The sequence below is a fragment of the Prosthecobacter sp. genome (genome assembly GCF_014879935.1).
Lineage (GTDB): Bacteria > Verrucomicrobiota > Verrucomicrobiia > Verrucomicrobiales > Verrucomicrobiaceae > Prosthecobacter.
In genome coordinates, this window is the sequence record NZ_JACSRD010000071.1 from 1 (window position 1) to 17,225 (window position 17,225).

At 62.8% G+C, this 17,225-nt stretch carries 18 protein-coding genes; 14 read left to right on the plus strand and 4 right to left on the minus strand.

Going from position 1 to position 17,225, the window contains the following annotated elements; translation table 11 throughout:
• Positions 1-8 precede the first annotated feature (8 nt).
• From IAE77_RS03145 to IAE77_RS03160, 4 genes are read right to left on the minus strand one after another with little or no spacing between them, the layout of a single operon-like run.
• Entirely contained in the window at positions 9-782 is a 774-nt protein-coding gene (locus IAE77_RS03145) for a hypothetical protein (RefSeq protein WP_294221677.1), read from the minus strand.
• Entirely contained in the window at positions 779-1,327 is a 549-nt protein-coding gene (locus tag IAE77_RS03150; RefSeq protein ID WP_294221679.1) for a hypothetical protein, read from the minus strand. Before IAE77_RS03150 ends, IAE77_RS03145 begins: the two co-directional genes overlap by 4 nt.
• Positions 1,314-2,522, minus strand: coding sequence for a hypothetical protein (locus IAE77_RS03155; protein ID WP_294221683.1), 1,209 nt, complete (start codon positions 2,520-2,522; stop codon positions 1,314-1,316). Before IAE77_RS03155 ends, IAE77_RS03150 begins: the two co-directional genes overlap by 14 nt.
• Positions 2,519-3,481 (minus strand): type II secretion system protein GspK, encoded by a 963-nt coding sequence (locus IAE77_RS03160; protein ID WP_294221685.1) that lies wholly within the window; start codon positions 3,479-3,481, stop codon positions 2,519-2,521. Before IAE77_RS03160 ends, IAE77_RS03155 begins: the two co-directional genes overlap by 4 nt.
• A gap of 253 nt (positions 3,482-3,734) precedes the next feature.
• On the opposite strand from IAE77_RS03160, the gene IAE77_RS03165 reads away from it, so the two are divergent.
• The 14 genes from IAE77_RS03165 to IAE77_RS03230 all read left to right on the plus strand — a co-directional run.
• Entirely contained in the window at positions 3,735-5,450 is a 1,716-nt protein-coding gene (locus IAE77_RS03165; protein ID WP_294221687.1) for a GspE/PulE family protein, read from the plus strand.
• Positions 5,450-6,667, plus strand: coding sequence for a type II secretion system F family protein (locus IAE77_RS03170; RefSeq protein WP_294221690.1), 1,218 nt, complete (start codon positions 5,450-5,452; stop codon positions 6,665-6,667). Before IAE77_RS03165 ends, IAE77_RS03170 begins: the two co-directional genes overlap by 1 nt.
• Positions 6,668-6,678: 11 nt before the next feature.
• On the plus strand, positions 6,679-7,110 hold the full coding sequence (gene gspG / locus IAE77_RS03175; protein WP_294221693.1) for a type II secretion system major pseudopilin GspG: 432 nt from the start codon (positions 6,679-6,681) through the stop codon (positions 7,108-7,110).
• 4 nt (positions 7,111-7,114) lie between these two features.
• The gene (locus IAE77_RS03180) at positions 7,115-7,522 is read left to right on the plus strand and encodes a prepilin-type N-terminal cleavage/methylation domain-containing protein (protein ID WP_294221695.1); all 408 of its coding nucleotides are present in this window, start codon (positions 7,115-7,117) and stop codon (positions 7,520-7,522) included.
• Positions 7,459-7,923 (plus strand): type II secretion system protein, encoded by a 465-nt coding sequence (locus IAE77_RS03185; protein WP_294221698.1) that lies wholly within the window; start codon positions 7,459-7,461, stop codon positions 7,921-7,923. The genes IAE77_RS03180 and IAE77_RS03185 overlap by 64 nt, the downstream gene beginning before the upstream one ends.
• 4 nt (positions 7,924-7,927) lie before the next feature.
• On the plus strand, positions 7,928-8,638 hold the full coding sequence (locus IAE77_RS03190) for a prepilin-type N-terminal cleavage/methylation domain-containing protein (RefSeq protein ID WP_294221701.1): 711 nt from the start codon (positions 7,928-7,930) through the stop codon (positions 8,636-8,638).
• A 65-nt stretch (positions 8,639-8,703) separates the two neighbouring features.
• Positions 8,704-9,252, plus strand: coding sequence for a TlpA disulfide reductase family protein (locus IAE77_RS03195; RefSeq protein ID WP_294221704.1), 549 nt, complete (start codon positions 8,704-8,706; stop codon positions 9,250-9,252).
• Positions 9,253-9,587: 335 nt separating this feature from the next.
• A complete protein-coding gene (locus tag IAE77_RS03200) occupies positions 9,588-10,430 on the plus strand; it encodes a PEP-CTERM sorting domain-containing protein (protein WP_294221707.1) in 843 nt (280 codons plus the stop codon).
• Between the two features lie 60 nt (positions 10,431-10,490).
• Complete coding sequence (locus IAE77_RS03205) at positions 10,491-11,723, plus strand: hypothetical protein (RefSeq protein ID WP_294221710.1); 1,233 nt, start codon at positions 10,491-10,493, stop codon at positions 11,721-11,723.
• A 138-nt stretch (positions 11,724-11,861) separates the two neighbouring features.
• On the plus strand, positions 11,862-12,776 hold the full coding sequence (locus tag IAE77_RS03210; protein WP_294221715.1) for a hypothetical protein: 915 nt from the start codon (positions 11,862-11,864) through the stop codon (positions 12,774-12,776).
• A gap of 256 nt (positions 12,777-13,032) precedes the next feature.
• The gene (locus IAE77_RS03215) at positions 13,033-14,619 is read left to right on the plus strand and encodes a ShlB/FhaC/HecB family hemolysin secretion/activation protein (RefSeq protein ID WP_294221718.1); all 1,587 of its coding nucleotides are present in this window, start codon (positions 13,033-13,035) and stop codon (positions 14,617-14,619) included.
• A 30-nt stretch (positions 14,620-14,649) separates the two neighbouring features.
• Positions 14,650-16,542, plus strand: a complete 1,893-nt coding sequence (locus tag IAE77_RS03220) for a DUF2341 domain-containing protein (RefSeq protein WP_294221721.1) — start codon at positions 14,650-14,652, stop codon at positions 16,540-16,542.
• Between the two features lie 12 nt (positions 16,543-16,554).
• Positions 16,555-16,956, plus strand: a complete 402-nt coding sequence (locus IAE77_RS03225) for a biopolymer transporter ExbD (protein WP_294221724.1) — start codon at positions 16,555-16,557, stop codon at positions 16,954-16,956.
• 16 nt (positions 16,957-16,972) lie between these two features.
• Positions 16,973-17,225 (plus strand): hypothetical protein (locus IAE77_RS03230; protein ID WP_294221727.1); only part of this gene is annotated, 253 nt, incomplete at its 3' end.

Consider the following 17,225-nt stretch of genomic DNA (forward strand, 5'->3'; position numbering starts at 1 on the left):
GGCCAGGATCAGCGCCCCGGCGCTGACGGCATGATGGGAGGCATGGGCGCGATACGCCTTCTGGGGACGGAGATCGAGTTCGCGTCCGAATACTGCGGTGAACCGGCCGCTCCGGTGGCTGCGGGGGCCGTGTTTGTGTTGGATAGCTGTGTGACGGGTGCCACTGGCGCCCCAGCCAGCCCGGGAGCACCGACCGCCCCGATGGCGTTTGGCACGCCGCGTGGTCCAGGCACGCCCGTGGTCGCGGGAACTGCGGGCGGCAGCCTGCCGTCTTGAGGCTGCCGTGGCATGGGGATGGTGCCTGGCGCGGCAGGCACCGGGCCAGGAACGCCGGGGCGTTTGCCCGCTGCGGCACCTGGTGCACCCGGGGGTGCCGTGGATGCGAGAGCCTTCACATATTCCGTGTCGTAGTTCAGCACGGCCCGCTCATTGCCCATCCAGATCTCAGCGGTGATGTTCTGGCGTGAAGCACCGAGCTGAACCTCCCCCAGCCTCCACCCTTGCTTGGATTCCGTCCCTTTCCGCAGCGGGAAACGCTCCCGCGTCTTGGTGTTCACGATCACCACGGTGGGATTGGCCTTGTCACCGTAGCAGGAGGCCACCGCCAGATCCTTGGCAAAGGGATTGTCCGGTGCCGCGACGGGGGCTGTCTCAAGTGTGAAGGGATTCCGCGCCCAGTCGGCCTCGTAGCGCTTGGCGTCATAGCGCTCGGGCACCTGGAAGGTGTCCTGGGCGCCCACGCAGCGCAGGCCTAGCATCAGAATCAGCAGCACTCGCTTCATGAACTCGTTTCTTCCTGAGATTTGGCATGCGCAGGCACCATCAGGCGGCGGAAGCGCACTTTGGCGACCACCAGGGCCGGATCAGCGTTGTCGGCGGTCATTTGCAACTGGGGCACCGAGCAAAAGGCATCGGGCGACTGGATTTCGTGCATCCAACGAAACACAGAGGAGAATGTTCCGCGCACCGTCAAGGTCACGCCGACGTCGTGATGGAACGCCCCTGCCACAGACTCGTGCAACTGCTGTTTCTGAACGGTGAGCGAGTGCTTGGCCGCTGATTTGAGCAAGGCGTCCAGCAGTGATTCGCTCGCTTGATTCTCGCTCGCCATCTCAGGCTGGCTGGCATCCAGCCACGCGAGCCTTTGCTGCCACAAATCAGCCTCTGCCAGCAGCGCATCCGCTTCCATCTGGCGCAGGCGCAGGCCGTTTTCCTTCCGTTCCACGCCATGCTGCATCTGCAGCAGCCGCTGGGAAAGAATGGCCCCGCCGCACAGCGCGGCCACGGCTCCCAGCACGATCAGCATGCGCCGTTCACTGGCTTTCATGCGGCACCTCCCCGTTGGATTTTCCTTCTGCGGTGAATTCTGCGCGATTGTCCTCCCGGATCGCCGGGACGGGCACGGTCCAGTCATACCGGCTCAAAGCAGCCGACGATGCCAGCCGGTCGCGGAAGCCGAGCGCGTGGTTCACGCTCGTGGCTTCGCCTTTGATGATCAGCCGCGTGTCATCCACCTGGAACTCGCGCAGACGCACGCCCTTTTCCGGCAGCAGCGTCACGATCTGGTGGAAAAGCTCCACAGGATACAAATCAGGATTCAAGGCCGCCTCCAGATCCAGCCAGCGCGACTGCGCCTCGCGGACCTGGGCGATTTGCGGCTGCACTGCCTCCAGTTTGGCCTCGGCTTGCTGCACGCGCGAGTCACGCCAGGCCAGTCGTCCCCACCAGGCGCCGAAAAAGCTGAGGAAAACCAGCGCCAGAGCGGCCAGCAGCATCATCTGCCGTTGTTTCTGCCGGTCGCCGCGTCTCCGCTGCGCCACGCTGGAGGGAAGGAGGTGCGAACGCCGCTTCGGCAGCCGGGGGCTGGGCCGCGGCTCCTTGAGCACCGATGCCTCGGTGAACACGCAGGCCAGTTGCGGCACGAAATCCGTCTCACAATGCGTCCAGACGCGGATGGAAGACACCTCCTGGGCAAAACCATGGACTTGCAGCGCGGCGAACAGGTCGCGGATCTCCAGCGCCGCATCCGCGTCGAGCTGGCGTGAGGCCAGGGCGGTGAGGTGCAGCAGCTCAGGCCCGCGCGTCAAGGCAACGATGTGGCGCCCGAGCTCGGTCCAGATGGCGATGCCGTTCGCAGGAAGCGGCAGCATCAGAGCCGAGGGCTCGAAAGTCTCCCCATGGAAGGAATTCAGCGCAGGTTCGCCTGCTTCAGGCGAGAAGCCGACCGTTGCGACGAGGAGACGCTGGTCCTGCTTCGTGACAGGCCAGTGCATCCACGTGCGGCTGTCGCCTTCGGCCGAAAGACCCAGCGCTTCCCAACGCAACGCCACGGCGGTGTCCTGCGATTCGTCAATGCCGGCACTCCAAAACGGTGCGCTGTCGAAAAGGATCGATTCGATCCCCATGACGCCGCCGGAGGCATGGGTCTCTTGTTTCCACACTCCTTCCGGATTGCAGGACCAGAACTCGCGCTCCATCTCGCCGGGGAAGCACAGCACCGTGTTGCGGGACGGCTTGCTCATGACTCCGGCACCTCCTCGCGTGGGAGTTCACCCGGCAGTTCCACCCATTCGGCGATCTGTGATCCGCCCTGGCCGCCGCTGGTCACCACCTCGATCACATAGGTGGATTCAGCGGCGAAGCCCACGCTTGTCACCTGGCGCGTTGGTCCCTGCAAGGTCAGCAGTGGCTGCACCGGCGTCCAGTCACCATCGCCCACCCCGAGCAGGGCACGTGCCTCGTCCAACGATTGGAGCGGCGTGTCGTCCTCGGTGTCGCGGATCTGGTCCAGGCCGTTGCGTTGTTCGACGAGCCGCTCCGCCTGCGTCGGCATGGCACCGGTCACGGCCGCGATGACGGGCGCTTCGGCCGCGTTCAGGTCTAGCTGGCCGCTGCTTCTCAAAGTGAACCATTTGCGCCAGTCGGGCATCGTCGCCGCCAGTTCGGCCATGCGCGGCACCTGTCCAACCTCGTCCAGCGAGTTGAAAAGCCGGTTCAGCGGCACGACGGCCGGCCTCATTTGCTGATAGTCGAGCTTCTCCGCGCTGTCGGGGCGGCGTTTGACGTCATCGGCATCCGTCCAGTCGATCAAGATGGCGGCAAGGCCCTGCGCATCGGCGATGGAAAGCCCCCAGGCCTCAAACACACGCTCCAGCACCAGCGTCTGCTGCTCGGCCAGCAGTTTGTTGAGGTTCAGCTTCGATTCAGCGGTCGTCAGACGGGCTTCAAAACGCTCGATCTCTGAAACCTTCCGCCGCAGCAGCGGATCGGCGGCCTTGATCATCGGATGCACCGCCACCGCCACCCCCATCTCCGCCAGCTCATGCGCACGCATCAGACCGAGACGCGCGGCCTGGGTCTCGCCATGCTGGTTGGTGACAAAAGCCGTGTTCACGATCAGAAACGACAGCAACGCCACCACGCAAAGCACCACGAGCAGGACGGAGCCTTTCGGTGATGCTGGATGGATGGGGCCGGTCATGAAGCGAGGATATTACACTGAGAGAGCACCGGAAGCAGATTTTTTGAAATAATTCTTGAAGCAATATATGGAAACCGTATCGCTCGCGCTACGAAGCGCACGGCTTGAATCAACGTTTCACCAGAGATGAACAAGCATCACGGCCGGCGTCCTCAAGCCACAATTTCGCAACCAATTGCTGCTGTAACGTCGCCGGTTGTGAAGTTTGGGAGGTTGAATTGAGCCGCTCCACTTGCAACTTTGTTCCATGGTCATGACTTCCATCCTCGCAAACAGCGCACGTTCCGTCGGTGTGGCCGAGGCAGATCTGGAGGCGGCCAGCAGCATGGCGGCGGCCGGAGGCATCTCGCCTGTGCTCGCCTTGATCGAGAATGGTGCGGTCGATGAACGCGCTTTCACCAAGGATCTGGCCGGACAACTCGGCTGGAGCTGGATCGAGACGCCGCAGCCGGAACCGGACGACATGGCGGAGCTCAAGCGCATGATTCCGGCCCGTTTCGCCGTGCGGCACCAGGTGTTTCCCGTGGGCTTTGATCGCGCGGGGGAGAGCACCGCGCCGCACAAGCTCGTGCTGGTCTGCCATGATCCCTGCGACCTCCTGGCCCGCCAGGCGGTGGCCAGACACTCAGAACTCCCCGTCCGCTGGTGTCTCACGCCGCGAACGGAGCTGCTTAATGCCATCCAGCAACTCTACGGAGTCGGCGCCGACACTTTCGACGCCCTCATCGCCTCGCGCGGTGGTTCCGCGGACGATCTGCACCTTCGCGATGAGGCGAACATCATCGATGGCGAGGACGAGGACGCCTCCGTGGTGAAATTCGTCAATCAGATCATCCGCGAGGCGCTGGCGCAGAAAGCCACGGACATCCACGTCGAGCCGCAGCCGGACAGCCTGCGCATCCGCTACCGGATCGACGGCTTCCTGCATGAGATTCCCGTCCCGGAGAACATCAAACAGCTCCAGGCGGCGGTGATTGCGCGCATCAAGGTGATGAGCAAGCTCGACATCGCCGAGAAGCGCCTGCCGCAGGACGGACGCATCCATTTGAAGGCCGAGGGTCAATCCATCGACGTGCGCGTGGCCTGCATTCCGAGTGTGGAAGGCGAATCAATGAGCTTGCGTCTCCTCGGGCAGGAACGCTTCACCCTGGATCGTCTTGGATTGAGCGAGGGGCACCGGCAAAAGATCGAAAACCTGCTCGCGAAGCCGAACGGCATCGTGCTGGTCACCGGTCCGACCGGTTCCGGGAAATCCACCACGCTCTACACCTTCCTTTCGCAGCTCAACAGCATCCACCGCCGCATCGTCACGATCGAAGACCCGGTCGAAAACAAGCTGCCCGGCGTGGTCCAGATCGCGGTGAAGTCGGAAATCGGGCTCACCTTCGCCAGCGGCCTGCGCAGCATCCTGCGTGGCGATCCGAATGTGGTCATGGTGGGGGAAATTCGCGATCTGGAGACGGCGGAGATCGCGGTCCGGGCCTCGTTGACAGGCCACCTTGTGTTTTCGACGCTTCACACCAACGACGCCATCGGCGGCATCACCCGTTTGATCGAAATGGGGGTGAAGCCCTTCCTCGTCAGCTCCTCCGTTCGCGCATTCCTCGCCCAACGTCTCGTGCGCTGCCTGTGCGGCAGTTGCAAGACGCCTGCCAAGTACACGAACGCGGACCTCGCCAAGCTCGGCTTCATGGAGGCGAAGGGGAAAAAGCTGTTCCAGGCCACGGCGGGCGGCTGCCAGCAGTGCCGTGGCACCGGCTACTCCGGACGCGTCGCTCTTTACGAGATCGCCATAATGACTCCGGCGATGCAGACGCTCGTCTCCCAGCGGGCGATGGATGCCGAGCTGCAAACCCAGGCGCGAAAGGACGGATTCACCACCATGCGCGAATACGGCCTGCAGAAGGCCCTGGATGGCGTCACCACGCTCGATGAAGTTTCCCGTGTGACCAGTGAGGAGGTCGAGTGATGCCCGCGTTCGCCTACCAAGCGCTTTCCGCCGACGGATCGGTCAAATCCGGCTCCATCGAGGCCGCGGACCGCGGTGACGCCGTGCGTTTGCTCGCACGGCGTGGTTTGCAGGCACGTTCGATCCAGTCACAGTCGGCGGAGCAGGGAAAGAAGGTCGAGGCCGCGGCTGACACCACGCTGCGCCTGACGAAGGCGGACGTGATCCGCTTCACCGAGGACATGGGGGACCTCCTCGCCTCCGGTTTGCAGGTGGAGCAGGCTTTGCAGGCGATGGAGAACCGCAGCGCTTCGAAGCTGGGAACGCTGGCAAAGCAAGTGCGTGACCGCGTGCGTGATGGCGTGCCTCTTTCCGCCGCGCTGCGTCAGGCATCGAGCACCTTCGACGAGTTGTATTGCAACATGATCGCCGCAGGTGAGAACAGCGGCGCATTGGATGAAATCATGGACCGTCAGGCCCGCCATCTGCGGCTGATGGAGTCCGTTCAGGCCAAAGTTACCGGCGCGTTGATTTATCCCGCCTTCCTCATCGTCTCCGGCGGAGCGCTGGCCATCATCATGGTCACCTACTTGCTGCCGAAGCTGGCGACGCTCCTCACCGGCACTGGCAAACAGCCGCCGCTGGTCATCCGCTTCAGTCTCGGGCTGTCGGACGTGCTGCGGAACTGGTGGTGGCTCATCCTGATCCTTCTGGGCGTGCTGGTGCTCGTTCTGTTCGCCGTCTGGAAGACGCCTGCTTTTCAAAGGCAGTGGCACCGTCTCCTCATCGGCATTCCGGGCATCCGTGATGTCAGCCGCGCACGCTTTGAGCTGCAGTTCTTCGAGACGCTCGGCAGTCTGTTGCGCGGCGGGGTTCCATTGCTGCCGGCGCTCGAACTGGTGCGCCGCGCGGTCAAAAACGTGCATCTGCGCCATGCCTTGACCCAGGCGGAGGCGATGGTGAGGGACGGCGGCTCCCTGTCCAATGCCATGCGCAAGACCGGCGCGCTCGAATCCCAGGCCGTGGATGTCATCCGCATCGGCGAGGACACAGGCCACCTCGCCGAGGTGCTCGGAAAGGCGGCCACGCGCATGGACACGCAGCTTTCCCGCGTCATCGAACGCGTCACGGCGCTCATCCAGCCCGTGCTGCTCCTGTTGATGGCCGCCCTTGTCGGCAGCCTCGTCTGGAGCATGATCAACATTGTCTTTTCCACCCTCAGCCAGCTCAACCGTTGATTTCCACCACCATGAAACACATCCGCACGCACCACTCCGCCCGCCAGGCGTTCACCCTCCTCGAAATGATGGTCGTCCTGCTCATCATCGCACTCATCATCGGCAGCGTCGCCGTCATGGTGCAGGGGATCGAAGGCAATGCGCAGACCGTCACCACCGGCGGCAAGATCAAGGCGCTCGAAACAGCGCTCACCTCCTACAAGATCGCCAATCTGACCTATCCCACGCAGCAGCAGGGCCTGGAGGCCCTCGTGACACGCCCCACCGCCGAGCCGCGCCCGCGTCGCTGGAGCGCGCAGGTGAAGGCCGATGCGCTGGTGGACCCGTGGGGCCGCAAGCTGGCCTATCGCAACCCGGGCAAGCACAACCCCGGCGGCTACGACGTCTTCTCGCTGGGTGCGGATGGTGTGGAAAACACCGAGGACGACATCGGCAACTGGTGACGCCATGAAACGCGCCGCCGCATTCACCCTGCTGGAGATGATCGTGGTGCTCGCCATCGCGGCACTCATCATCGGCATCAGCGCGGGGGCGGTGGTCCGGATGGCGGAGGAGAATGAGATGCATCAGGCCGCCAGCACTGCGGAACGCGTGCTGATGGAGGCCATGACCCGCACGCTGAAAACTTCCCGCCAGCAAGAGGTCAGGCTTCAAGAGCTGGCCGCCGGGATGAAACTCACCGTGCAACGGGTCGGCTACGATGAATTCGAGCCTGCCGACGAACAACGTCTGTGGCTGCGTCCCGGCGGCTTGTGCGAGCCTCTCACACTCCGCTGGCAGCGTGGTTCGGCGTGGGTGAGCGCCACGCTCGATCCGCTGACGGGCGGCTTTGCCCAAATGGAGGAGTACTTTTGAAAAAGAGCGGCTTCACCCTCCTCGAAACCTTGCTGGCACTCATGGTGTTCAGCCTTGCGGTCGTCGCCCTCGTCGAAGCCGTCAATCAGCTCGGCAACACCACGCTCAACATGCGGCGTGAGGGTGAGGTGCGTGAGAGGCTGCGATCACTGCTGCTGGAAAACACCCGCCTGCCCATGCCGACCTCGTTGCAGGCCGACACTCAGAAGGTCGAGGAAGGGGATGTGTTGTTCACCATCGTCCGCAAGCCGCTGACCGGGCTGGCAAACCGTGACGGTGCGGAGTTGCAGGGGCTTTTCGCCGTTCGTGTCATGGCCGAGTGGCGGGAAGGCACCGAAGCACAGCAGGCCGTGGCGGAGACATGGGTTTTCCCGCCGCTGTTCCAATCGCAGGGACGGTGATGCCATGAGACACCTCGCGCACAAGCATCGCCCTCAAGGCTTCACCTTGCTCGAAGTCGTCATCGTCATGTTCATCGTGGCCTTGCTGATGGCGGGCGTGCACTCCATTGCCCAGGGGACTCTCACCCTGGCCGACGACGTGCGCCGTGCGCAACGTCATGATGCCAGAAAGCAGGCCTTCGTGCACTTCGGCCGCCAGCTTTTCGCCACGCTGTCTCCGCGGAGCGCCGTGAACATGAAAACCACGCAGGAAGGCGTGCAATACGTCAGTTCGCTCGAAGTGCGCGCCGTTTCCTCGCCCTTTGACGGCCGCCCCGATCAAATCGTCACGTTGTTCACCGAACCCGCCGTCGGCGGCGGCCTCCGGCTCATGCTCGAAGTCCGGCCCAAGGAGGATGATCAGCAGGGCCTCAAGGTCATGCTGTTCGAAGACATCGCCACCTGTGAATGGCGGGCCTTTGACACGAATTCCGCGCAGTGGGTGCCGTCCTGGGCCGAGCCGGTGGAGGAGCAGGCGCTGCATCGTCATCCGCAACTTCTCGAACTCAACATCGCCAGCACCAGCGGCATTTCTGACCGCCTCGTGTTCTGGCTGCCGCCGAGCACGCTTCCCGCCCTCACACCCGCCGTGCCGCCGAACGGTGCGCCCGCAGTGGTGGCCCCGGGAACGGTGGTCGCTCCGCCGACGGTGACCGTGCCGCCTCTTCAGAACTGAGGCGGAAGCGTTGTTTGACAAAGTCATGCCGGCAGGCCCTAGGTCCGCGCTCTTCGCCATCCGCCATGCCAATCCGTCGCCTGATCACTGTCCTGACCGCGCTTGTTTTGTTTTCATCTGCCGTGTTTGCGGAGGAAGTCGATCAAGCCGTGCGGGACGCCACCTTGGTGAAGCTTCATGAAACAGCGCCGGATTTCGCCTGCCGGATGATGGATGGCAGGGAGTTCAAGCTTTCTGCCATGCGTGGCAAGGTCGTGGTGCTCTACTTCTTCGCCAGCAGCGTGCCCTTCAGCTTCACGGAGATGCGCTATCTGGAGACTGAGGTGCTTCAAAAGCTGGGCAGGCGGGATGATCTGGCCATTCTCTGCATCGCACGCGGCCACACGCGTGAGGAAGTGGTCACGATGGCCGGTGAGAAGAAGCTGGCACTGCCGATGGCGGCGGATCCGCAGCAGGAGTGTTACCAGCGCTACTTTTCGAAGTTTGTCCCACGCACTGTCGTGGTGCGCAGGGACGGCACGGTGGTTCATCTCGCCAGCGGTTACCGCGAGCATGACGGCATCGTGGAGCTGCGGGAGGTGCTGCGCCGCGAACTCGCCGCCAAGAGGCCGTGAACGGCGCCAAAGTTACAGATTGTTAACCGCAAACCGCTTCGTCCGGCGGGAAGACTTGATAAACGGCCATGCGTCGCCGCCTCGTCGTGAGGCTGCGGCTGCCCTCTTTGTCCAATGGCCGCCGACCACCCGATGAATCCTGTCTCCGCACGTCGTGAAGCCGTGCGCGCGAGTCATGGGCACGAGGGGTTCGAGGCGTGTCCAAATCGTAACCACCGAGCGTTGGCGGCTCACGTGCCTTCCAGCTACCGCAGCTTCGCCGGTCAATGGCGATGATGGTTCTGAATCTCCTCAGCGCGATCATTCACTCAAACAACCGACACCACACCAAACACATGCAGATCAAAACCAAACACCTTCTCACCATGCTCGTCGTGGCTGGGATGTCCGTGGCAGCCTTCCCCGCGAACGCCGCCACCATCACATTCGGTGACTTGCTCATCGGCTTCCGCGTCACTGGCGGTCAGGGAGCAGGCACGGACCTCGTCGTCCGTGCAGGTGACACTGTCACCAATGGCGGCAACGCCACCACCTTCCGTGACGCCACCTCCAGCATCTCCTCCGTGGTGGATGTCGGGGCGGAGCTCACGTCGCTCTACGGTGCCAACTGGGCGGATCGCTCGGATCTGTCCTGGAGCATCGTGGGTGTGCGCAGCAACTCCAACACCGGGTCTGGTGCCGCCACCAATGCAGGCGGCGATCCCGGCCGTACGAACTACGTCTCCGTGGCAGAGGGCGGCGCGGTTCCGGAACTCACCAGTGGCACGGCTCGTGGCAACACGGCCAATGCGATCAATGCCATCAACGGTTTGTTCTCCGGCACGGCGGACAATGGTCTCGGTTCCGCCGAGGCTGTCAGCCTGGCTTCGAGCACGCTGGGCGGCTGGACCGAGCAGATCAACAGCAACTACTTCGCGGTCGGCACCTCGATTGAAGCATCATCTGCCAGCGGCATTGATGCGACCGGTCTGGATCTCTACCGCATCCTGCACCTGAACACTGGAGCCACACCCACTGGCACCATCGGCGTCGGTTCCTATGAAGGCACCTTCTCGATCAGCAGCGCCGGTGTGGTCTCCTTCGATGTCGGAGCAGTGCCTGAGCCGAGCCGCATGCTCCTCGCGGGCATCGGCTTTGCCAGCCTGATGTTCCGCCGCCGCCGTCGTTCCGTCGCCTGAATCGAAGGCGTCATTCCCTGACATTCCTTTGTCCGTTCATTCCATAAGTTTTCTGAAATCATGAAGTCCCTTCTCAAATATTCCGCCATCGCGCTGGCCCTGTTCACGGCCCAGCAGACCTCCGCCGTTGACATCGTGGTCACCGGTTCCACCGCCTTCCGCAGCAGCACGCACAACGCCATCATCAACATGATGGGCGGTGCTCCGAGCGTTCGCATCGCCCACAGCCATGCCTCCAGCCTCTCCAGCGCCAACCAGTCCACCTTCAAAGGCAGCATCCCCGGCATCACCGGTGATGTTTATGTCTTCTGTTCCTGGTCCGGTTCGGCCACCGGCGTGATCGCCGTCGCGGGCACCACTCCGGTGTCCGTCGTTCCGGCGGCCACGGTGGATGCCGTGACTCTTGGCACCACCCAGGCCGGAGCTGCTGCCAGCACCACCAAGACTCCACGCATCGCGTTCTCGGATGTGTACAAGGAGTCCACCAGCGCCGCCAGCGCGTCGCTCACGAACCAGAACATGGCCGTGATCCCGTTCCGCTTCCTGCGTAACCGCGTCGATGCGGGTGATCCCAATGGCAACAACGCCGCCATCGCCCAGTTCACCAACGTCACTGCCCAGCACTTCCGTGCGGTCTATGGCAACAGCTCGCAGCCGCTGAGCCTGTTCACCGGTGACCCGAACCATTTCACCCTGGTGCTGCCGATGGGCCGCGACAACGGCTCCGGAACCCGCATCACCGTGATGGCTGAGACGAAGTACGGCATCGGCACTCCCGTTGTGCAGTGGAAAGGCCTTTCCACCACCGGTTCGGCAGGCAGCGGCACGCTCAACAGCGCCCAGATCTGGGCTGTGGGAGACGGCACCGGCTCCACGCTGGCTGGCAACGGCGGCTACTCCAGCGGTGGCACCCTCGTGACCAACCTCGGTCTCACCTCCAACAACTTCACCGGATACGACTCCGATGGCGTCACTGAGGCGATCGGACCTGGTGAGGAAGTCATCATCCTCGGCTATGCCGGTCTCTCCGATGCCAGCGCGGCGATCACAAGTGGTGCCATCGCATTGAAATACGAAGGCTTCGACTACTCTGCCGCTGCCGTGCAGAACGGCCAGTACACGCTGTGGGGCTACCTGCACGCTTACTACCCCACGCTGAACGCGGACGAGACCACCTTCAAGAACGCTGTGGCCACGCAGTTCTCCAACGCCGGCACCCTTGGTTCCAATGGCATCACTCTGAGCAGCATGAATGTCAGCCGCCAGACGGACGGCGCTGTCGTCGGCCCGTGATCGGCCAGCTATCATCGGGATCATGCCTGAAGGCGGATGACATCTGCTGAAGGGAGCGAATCCGGTGGCAACCATCAACGCTGGTGCTGGCGGGCGACCGCCAGCACCAGTTCGTTTGTCAAAGAGACACCCAACCACATGAAAACACTGCTGACAGACCGCCTCGCAAGACTCTGGCCGCTTTGGCTGGCGCTGTCAGTGGCGCTCAATTTCCTCGCTGGAGGGCTCTGGGTGCTGCGGGATCAAAGCCAGGTCACAACCGTCCCTGCGGCCGTTTCAGTGCCTCCGGCCGTTGCTCCGGCGGAGATGCCCGCCGTCAAGGTGGAGGCGAAATCAGAGCCGCTTCACTGGCGGCAGCTTGATGCGCCTGACTTTCCGGGTTTCGTCGCGAATCTGCGCGCGATCGGTTGTCCTGAGGCGACGATCCGGGACATCGTCACCGGAGAACTGAGGGAGATCTACAGTCTGCGGAGAACGGATGGAGTTCCCGTGCAGGATCAATCATCCAAGCCGAGTTTCTCTGAGTACTCGCCGGAGGACCGGAACTCACCGGATGTGCCTGAGCCAGCGGAGATCCAACGCATGCTCGTCCAGTTGCTGGAGCCGGTGCCGGCCGCGAGCGCCGCCGTCACGGCTGCGCCCACGCTGGCGGCAACCCCCGTCACGAATTCAACCACCGCCAGCAACGTGGCGGACATTCCGGCTGCTTTCCTCGTGGGCAATGCCCCTGGGCAGTCAGTGGCAGGTACCACTGAGCTCGCCACCACCGTGAATGACCCGAATCTGCATCCGGAGACAGCGGAGCAATTGAACCGCATGCGGAATGACTTCGCTGAGGCTGTGGCCGCCGATGATGACGGAGCTCGCGGCAACTTCTACTCGTCTGCCTCGGCTGGCATGGCTTCAGTCTCGCCAGGTGACTACTATCGCCGCTGGCTCAAGGCCAAGCGCGACAGCGATGAGGCGTTTTCGTCCCTTTATGGCGGCGACGCATTGATCAGTGCGCAGCAGCAGGGCCTCATCGAGGCGTCCGCGCAGCAGTATGCCAAATGAACGAATTGAGCAGCCTGTGCCGCGGGTGATGTGGCGGCAGTGCAACGAACTCGTTGCAAAAAAGCCTGCGGTGATGCTGCTGACGTGCGCAGGCGTCACGGATTCGTCACATCGTGTGACTTGAGGGCATGGGGCCGGAAGGGAAGAGAGACGCACTCTCACTTCGCTTCATCACATGCTTCTGCGGACTCGCAATCAGCGCCCACAAACCCCATTTGAAGCACCCAGACGGTCCTTCTGGCGTCTGTGTGGAAAGATGGCGTTTCTTCTGGGTGTCGCAGGCCCCGCGATGGGCCAGACACCGCCTGCGGCAGGCGCCGAAGCACAGCCGGTGACCGCTGTGTCACAGCTCGGCAGCTTGTACATCCGCGAGTATCGCGTGCGTGGGAATCACATCCTCAAAGCGGTGGACATTGAGGAAGCGGTGTATCCTTTCATGGGCCCGGGCCGGTCTGAGAACGACATCGAGCAGGCCAGGCTCGCGCTCGAGAAGGCCTACAAGGCCCAGGGCTACCAGACGGTCTATGTCGAGCTGCCGCAGCAGACAGGCGCACGCGGTGTGATCTATTTCAATGTCGTCGAGGCCACGGTGGGCCGTCTCCGCGTGAATGGCTCGCGCTATTTCCTGCCCAGCAAGATCAAGGAGCGCGCGCCCTCCATGGCGGAGGGCACGGTGCCGAATTTCAACGAGGTCACGAAGGACATCATGGCGCTCAACCGCTGGCGTGACCGCAAGATCACGCCGGAGCTGAAGGCGGGCGTGGTTCCCGGCACCGTGGACATCGATCTGAACGTGGAGGACAAGCTGCCGCTGCATGGCAGCCTGGAACTGAACAACCAGCACAACGCCAACACGGTGCCGCTGCGGCTCAATGGATCGATCAGCTACAGCAATCTGTGGCAGCTCGGTCATACGATGGGCCTCAGCTTCCAGGTGGCGCCGGAAAAGGCCTCCGATGGCACGGTTTACTCGGGCTATTACATGTTCCCGGTTGAGAGCGTGGACGGATTGAACGTCATGCTGACGGGAGCATTGCAGGACAGCAGCATCTCCACTCTTGGCGGCGGAACGGTCATCGGGAAGGGCAACATCTACGGCTTCCGCCTGATGAAGACGCTGCCTGCGGAGTCCGGCTTCTTCCACTCGCTGAGTTTCGGCATGGACTACAAGGACTTCGTCCAGGACGTGAACGCGGCGGGCGCGGTGGTCTCCTCTCCGATCACCTATTATCCCTTCACGTTGTCGTATTCGGCTGGGAAAGTGGCTGAGCGGTCCTTCACCGAGTTCAATGCCGCGCTGGTGTTTCATTTCAGCGGCATGGGCGACTCGCAGGCGCAGTTCGCCGCGCGGCGCTTCAATGCGAAGGATAATTTCTTCTACTTGCGTGGTGATCTGTCGCACACGCACGATCTGCCGGGCGGTTTGCAGCTTTACACGCGCATCCAGGGCCAGGCAGCGCCTCAACCGCTGATCAACACCGAGCAGATCGCCGGCGGCGGTCAGAACACCGTGCGCGGTTACCTCGTGGCGACCCAGCTCGGTGATTCCGGCATGTTCGGCTCCCTCGAATTGCGCAGCCCGTCCTTCATCGGCGGTGGTCCCAAGGACAAGGAGAACGAATGGCGCGTCTATGGCTTCATCGATGGCGGCAAGCTCTTCGTGAATTCCACGCTGCCCGGCGAGGAGCGCACGCACGACCTCGCCAGCGTCGGTCTCGGCACACGCTTTCGCTATCTCGATCACATCACCGGCTCGCTCGACATGGGCCTGCCTCTGGTCACGCAGCCGAACGCCATCGCCCACGACATCTACTTCTTCTTCCGTCTGGGCGTCGAGTTCTGACCCTCCCATTTCGCACCCCATCATCTGCCAATGCGCCTCCCCAAACCACGCTTCCTGTCCGTCCTGTTTCTCGCCTTGAGCGCCCAGCTTTTGGGCGTCGTCAGCTCGCATGCCGAGGAGAAAAACTGGTGGAATCCTGCCTGGACGATCCGCAAGAAGATCGACATCGACACCACCGGCAAAGGCGTGGCCATCGCCGAGCCGATCGGCACCACCGCCGTGCTCGTGCGGCTGCATGAGGGCGTGTTCAGCTTCATGTCCTCGAAGGAAGACGGCAGCGATCTGCGCTTCACCGCGGATGACCACAAGACGGTCCTCAAACATCACGTGGAGAAGTGGGATTCGCTCCTCAATGAAGCCTACGTCTGGGTGCAGGTGCCTGACCTCAAACCCGCCGCAGCCACCACGATCTGGCTCTACTACGGCAACACCACCGAGGCGGTGACCGCTGATCCTTCCAAGGAAACCTACGATGAGAACACAGCGCTCGTTTATCACTTCGCCGACGCATCGAAGGCCGGCACAGACTCCTCCGCCACCGGTGCGAATGCGGAAGGCACGCCTCCGCCAGCCGCAGGATCGCTGATCGGCGGTGGTCTCCGCGTGTTCGGCCAGGCACCGATCAAAGTCGCCTCTCCGCCGCTGCCCGAGTGGGTGCCTGGAGCGCCTTTGACGGTCTCGGTGTGGGTCAAACCCAGCGCCTTGCAGCCGAACGCGGTCATCCTGAGCCGTCGTGATGGTGCGAACGCCTTCATCCTCGGTCTCGACAACGGCGTGCCGTTTGTGGAGGTCAACAAGCAGCGCAGCAGCGCGGGAGCGCCCGTGGCGGCCGGTGGCTGGCATCACATCGCTGCTGTGGCCGATGCCGGGGCCGTCACGGTCTATCTCGACGGCAAATCGTACGGTGCTGTCACCGCAGCCATGCCTTCGCTCAAGACTCCGGTGGAGATCGACAAGGACAGCTCGCCCGCTGCGGCCAGCCTGACCGGCTTCACCGGCGAACTCGACGAGTTGCAGATCGCGAAGACCGCGCGTCCGGCCGGATTCATCCACTTTGCCGCCATCAATCAAGGAACCACGGCCGATGCCGCGAAGCTGGCCGTGGTCGGCTCCGACGAGGCCTCGGATCACGAGGAGGAGGGGGAGATCATGAAGCATCTCACCCTCATCACGGACATCTCCAAGGACCTCACGTTTGACGGCTGGGTCGTCATCTTCCTCTGCACGGTTCTGGCGGTGGTCGGCTGGGTCATCGCCGTGGGGAAGGTGATGTATCTCAACACGATCGAGAAGGCGTCGAAGGAATTCCTCAAGCGCTGGGAGAAAATCTCCTCCGACCTCACGGCCATCGACACCGAGGATGCGGAGAGCGTGAAGACCCTCGGCGGAACGGTCAGCAACAAGGTGCAGAAGCTCATGCGCAAATCGCCGCTGTATCAGCTCTACCACCTCGGCTCCGACGAGATTCAGAGCCGCATGAAGGCCATCCGCAAGGTGTCCTTCAATCCCAAGGAGGAAGCCGAGGAGAAGAAGGTCATCCCGGGCGGATTGTCCGGCCGCTCCATCCAGGCGATCAAGGCCGCGCTGCATGGCGGCATGGTGCGCGAGGTGCAGAAGCTCAATGGCAAGCTCGTCTTCCTCACCATCGGCATCGCGGGCGGTCCTTACCTGGGCCTGCTCGGCACGGTGATCGGGGTGATGATCACCTTCGCGGTTATCGCGAAGAGTGGCGAGGTGGAGGTGAACTCGATTGCTCCAGGTATCGCGGGCGCTCTTCTCGCCACGGTTGCAGGCCTGGCCGTCGCCATCCCGGCGCTGTTCATCTACTCCTACCTCAGCTCACGCATCAAGGACGTGGTCACCAACATGGAGACCTTCATCGACGAGTTCATCGCGAAGATGGCCGAGCTTTACAAAGAATAACCACACACCGTCATGCAGGCTGACAACAAGAGCTACGACGACATCAACGTCACGCCCATGGTGGATCTCTACCTGGTGCTGCTGCTGATCTTCATCATCATGACGACGGCCGGCGTGCAGGGCATCAAGGTGAATCTGCCACGTGGCGGCCCCGCCTCCTCCAAGCCCATCGAGGGGCCGAAGATGCAGGCCATCACGGTGAACAATGAGGGCAAGATCTTCCTCAACACCATCCCGGTCACGCTCGATGAACTGTCGAGCAAGCTGGAATCGCTCAAGTCGAGCTCGCCTGACTTCCCGGTCGTCATCCGCGGCGACAGTGCCTCGCAATACCAGGGCATCATGGATGTCCTCAATGTCGTCGGCCGCCTTGGCATCACCAACATCGGCCTGGCCACCCAGGCCCGGAAATAAACCCGCGCATTCAATCATGAAACCCACGTACATCGAAGACGAAGACGAGCCCGGCTTCCTCAAGCGCAACCTCGTCACGATCCTCCTCGGCGGCCTCGCGCTCGCTGGCGGCGGCTACTTCTACCTCAATCACAAGCCCTCCAAGGCGGCTCCCAAAAAGAAGATGGACATGGTGATGGTCAGCATCGCCATGCCGCCGCCCCCACCTCCGCCTCCGCCGCCCCCGAAGAAGGAGGAGCCGCCCCCGGAGGAGGAAAAGGAGGAGGAAA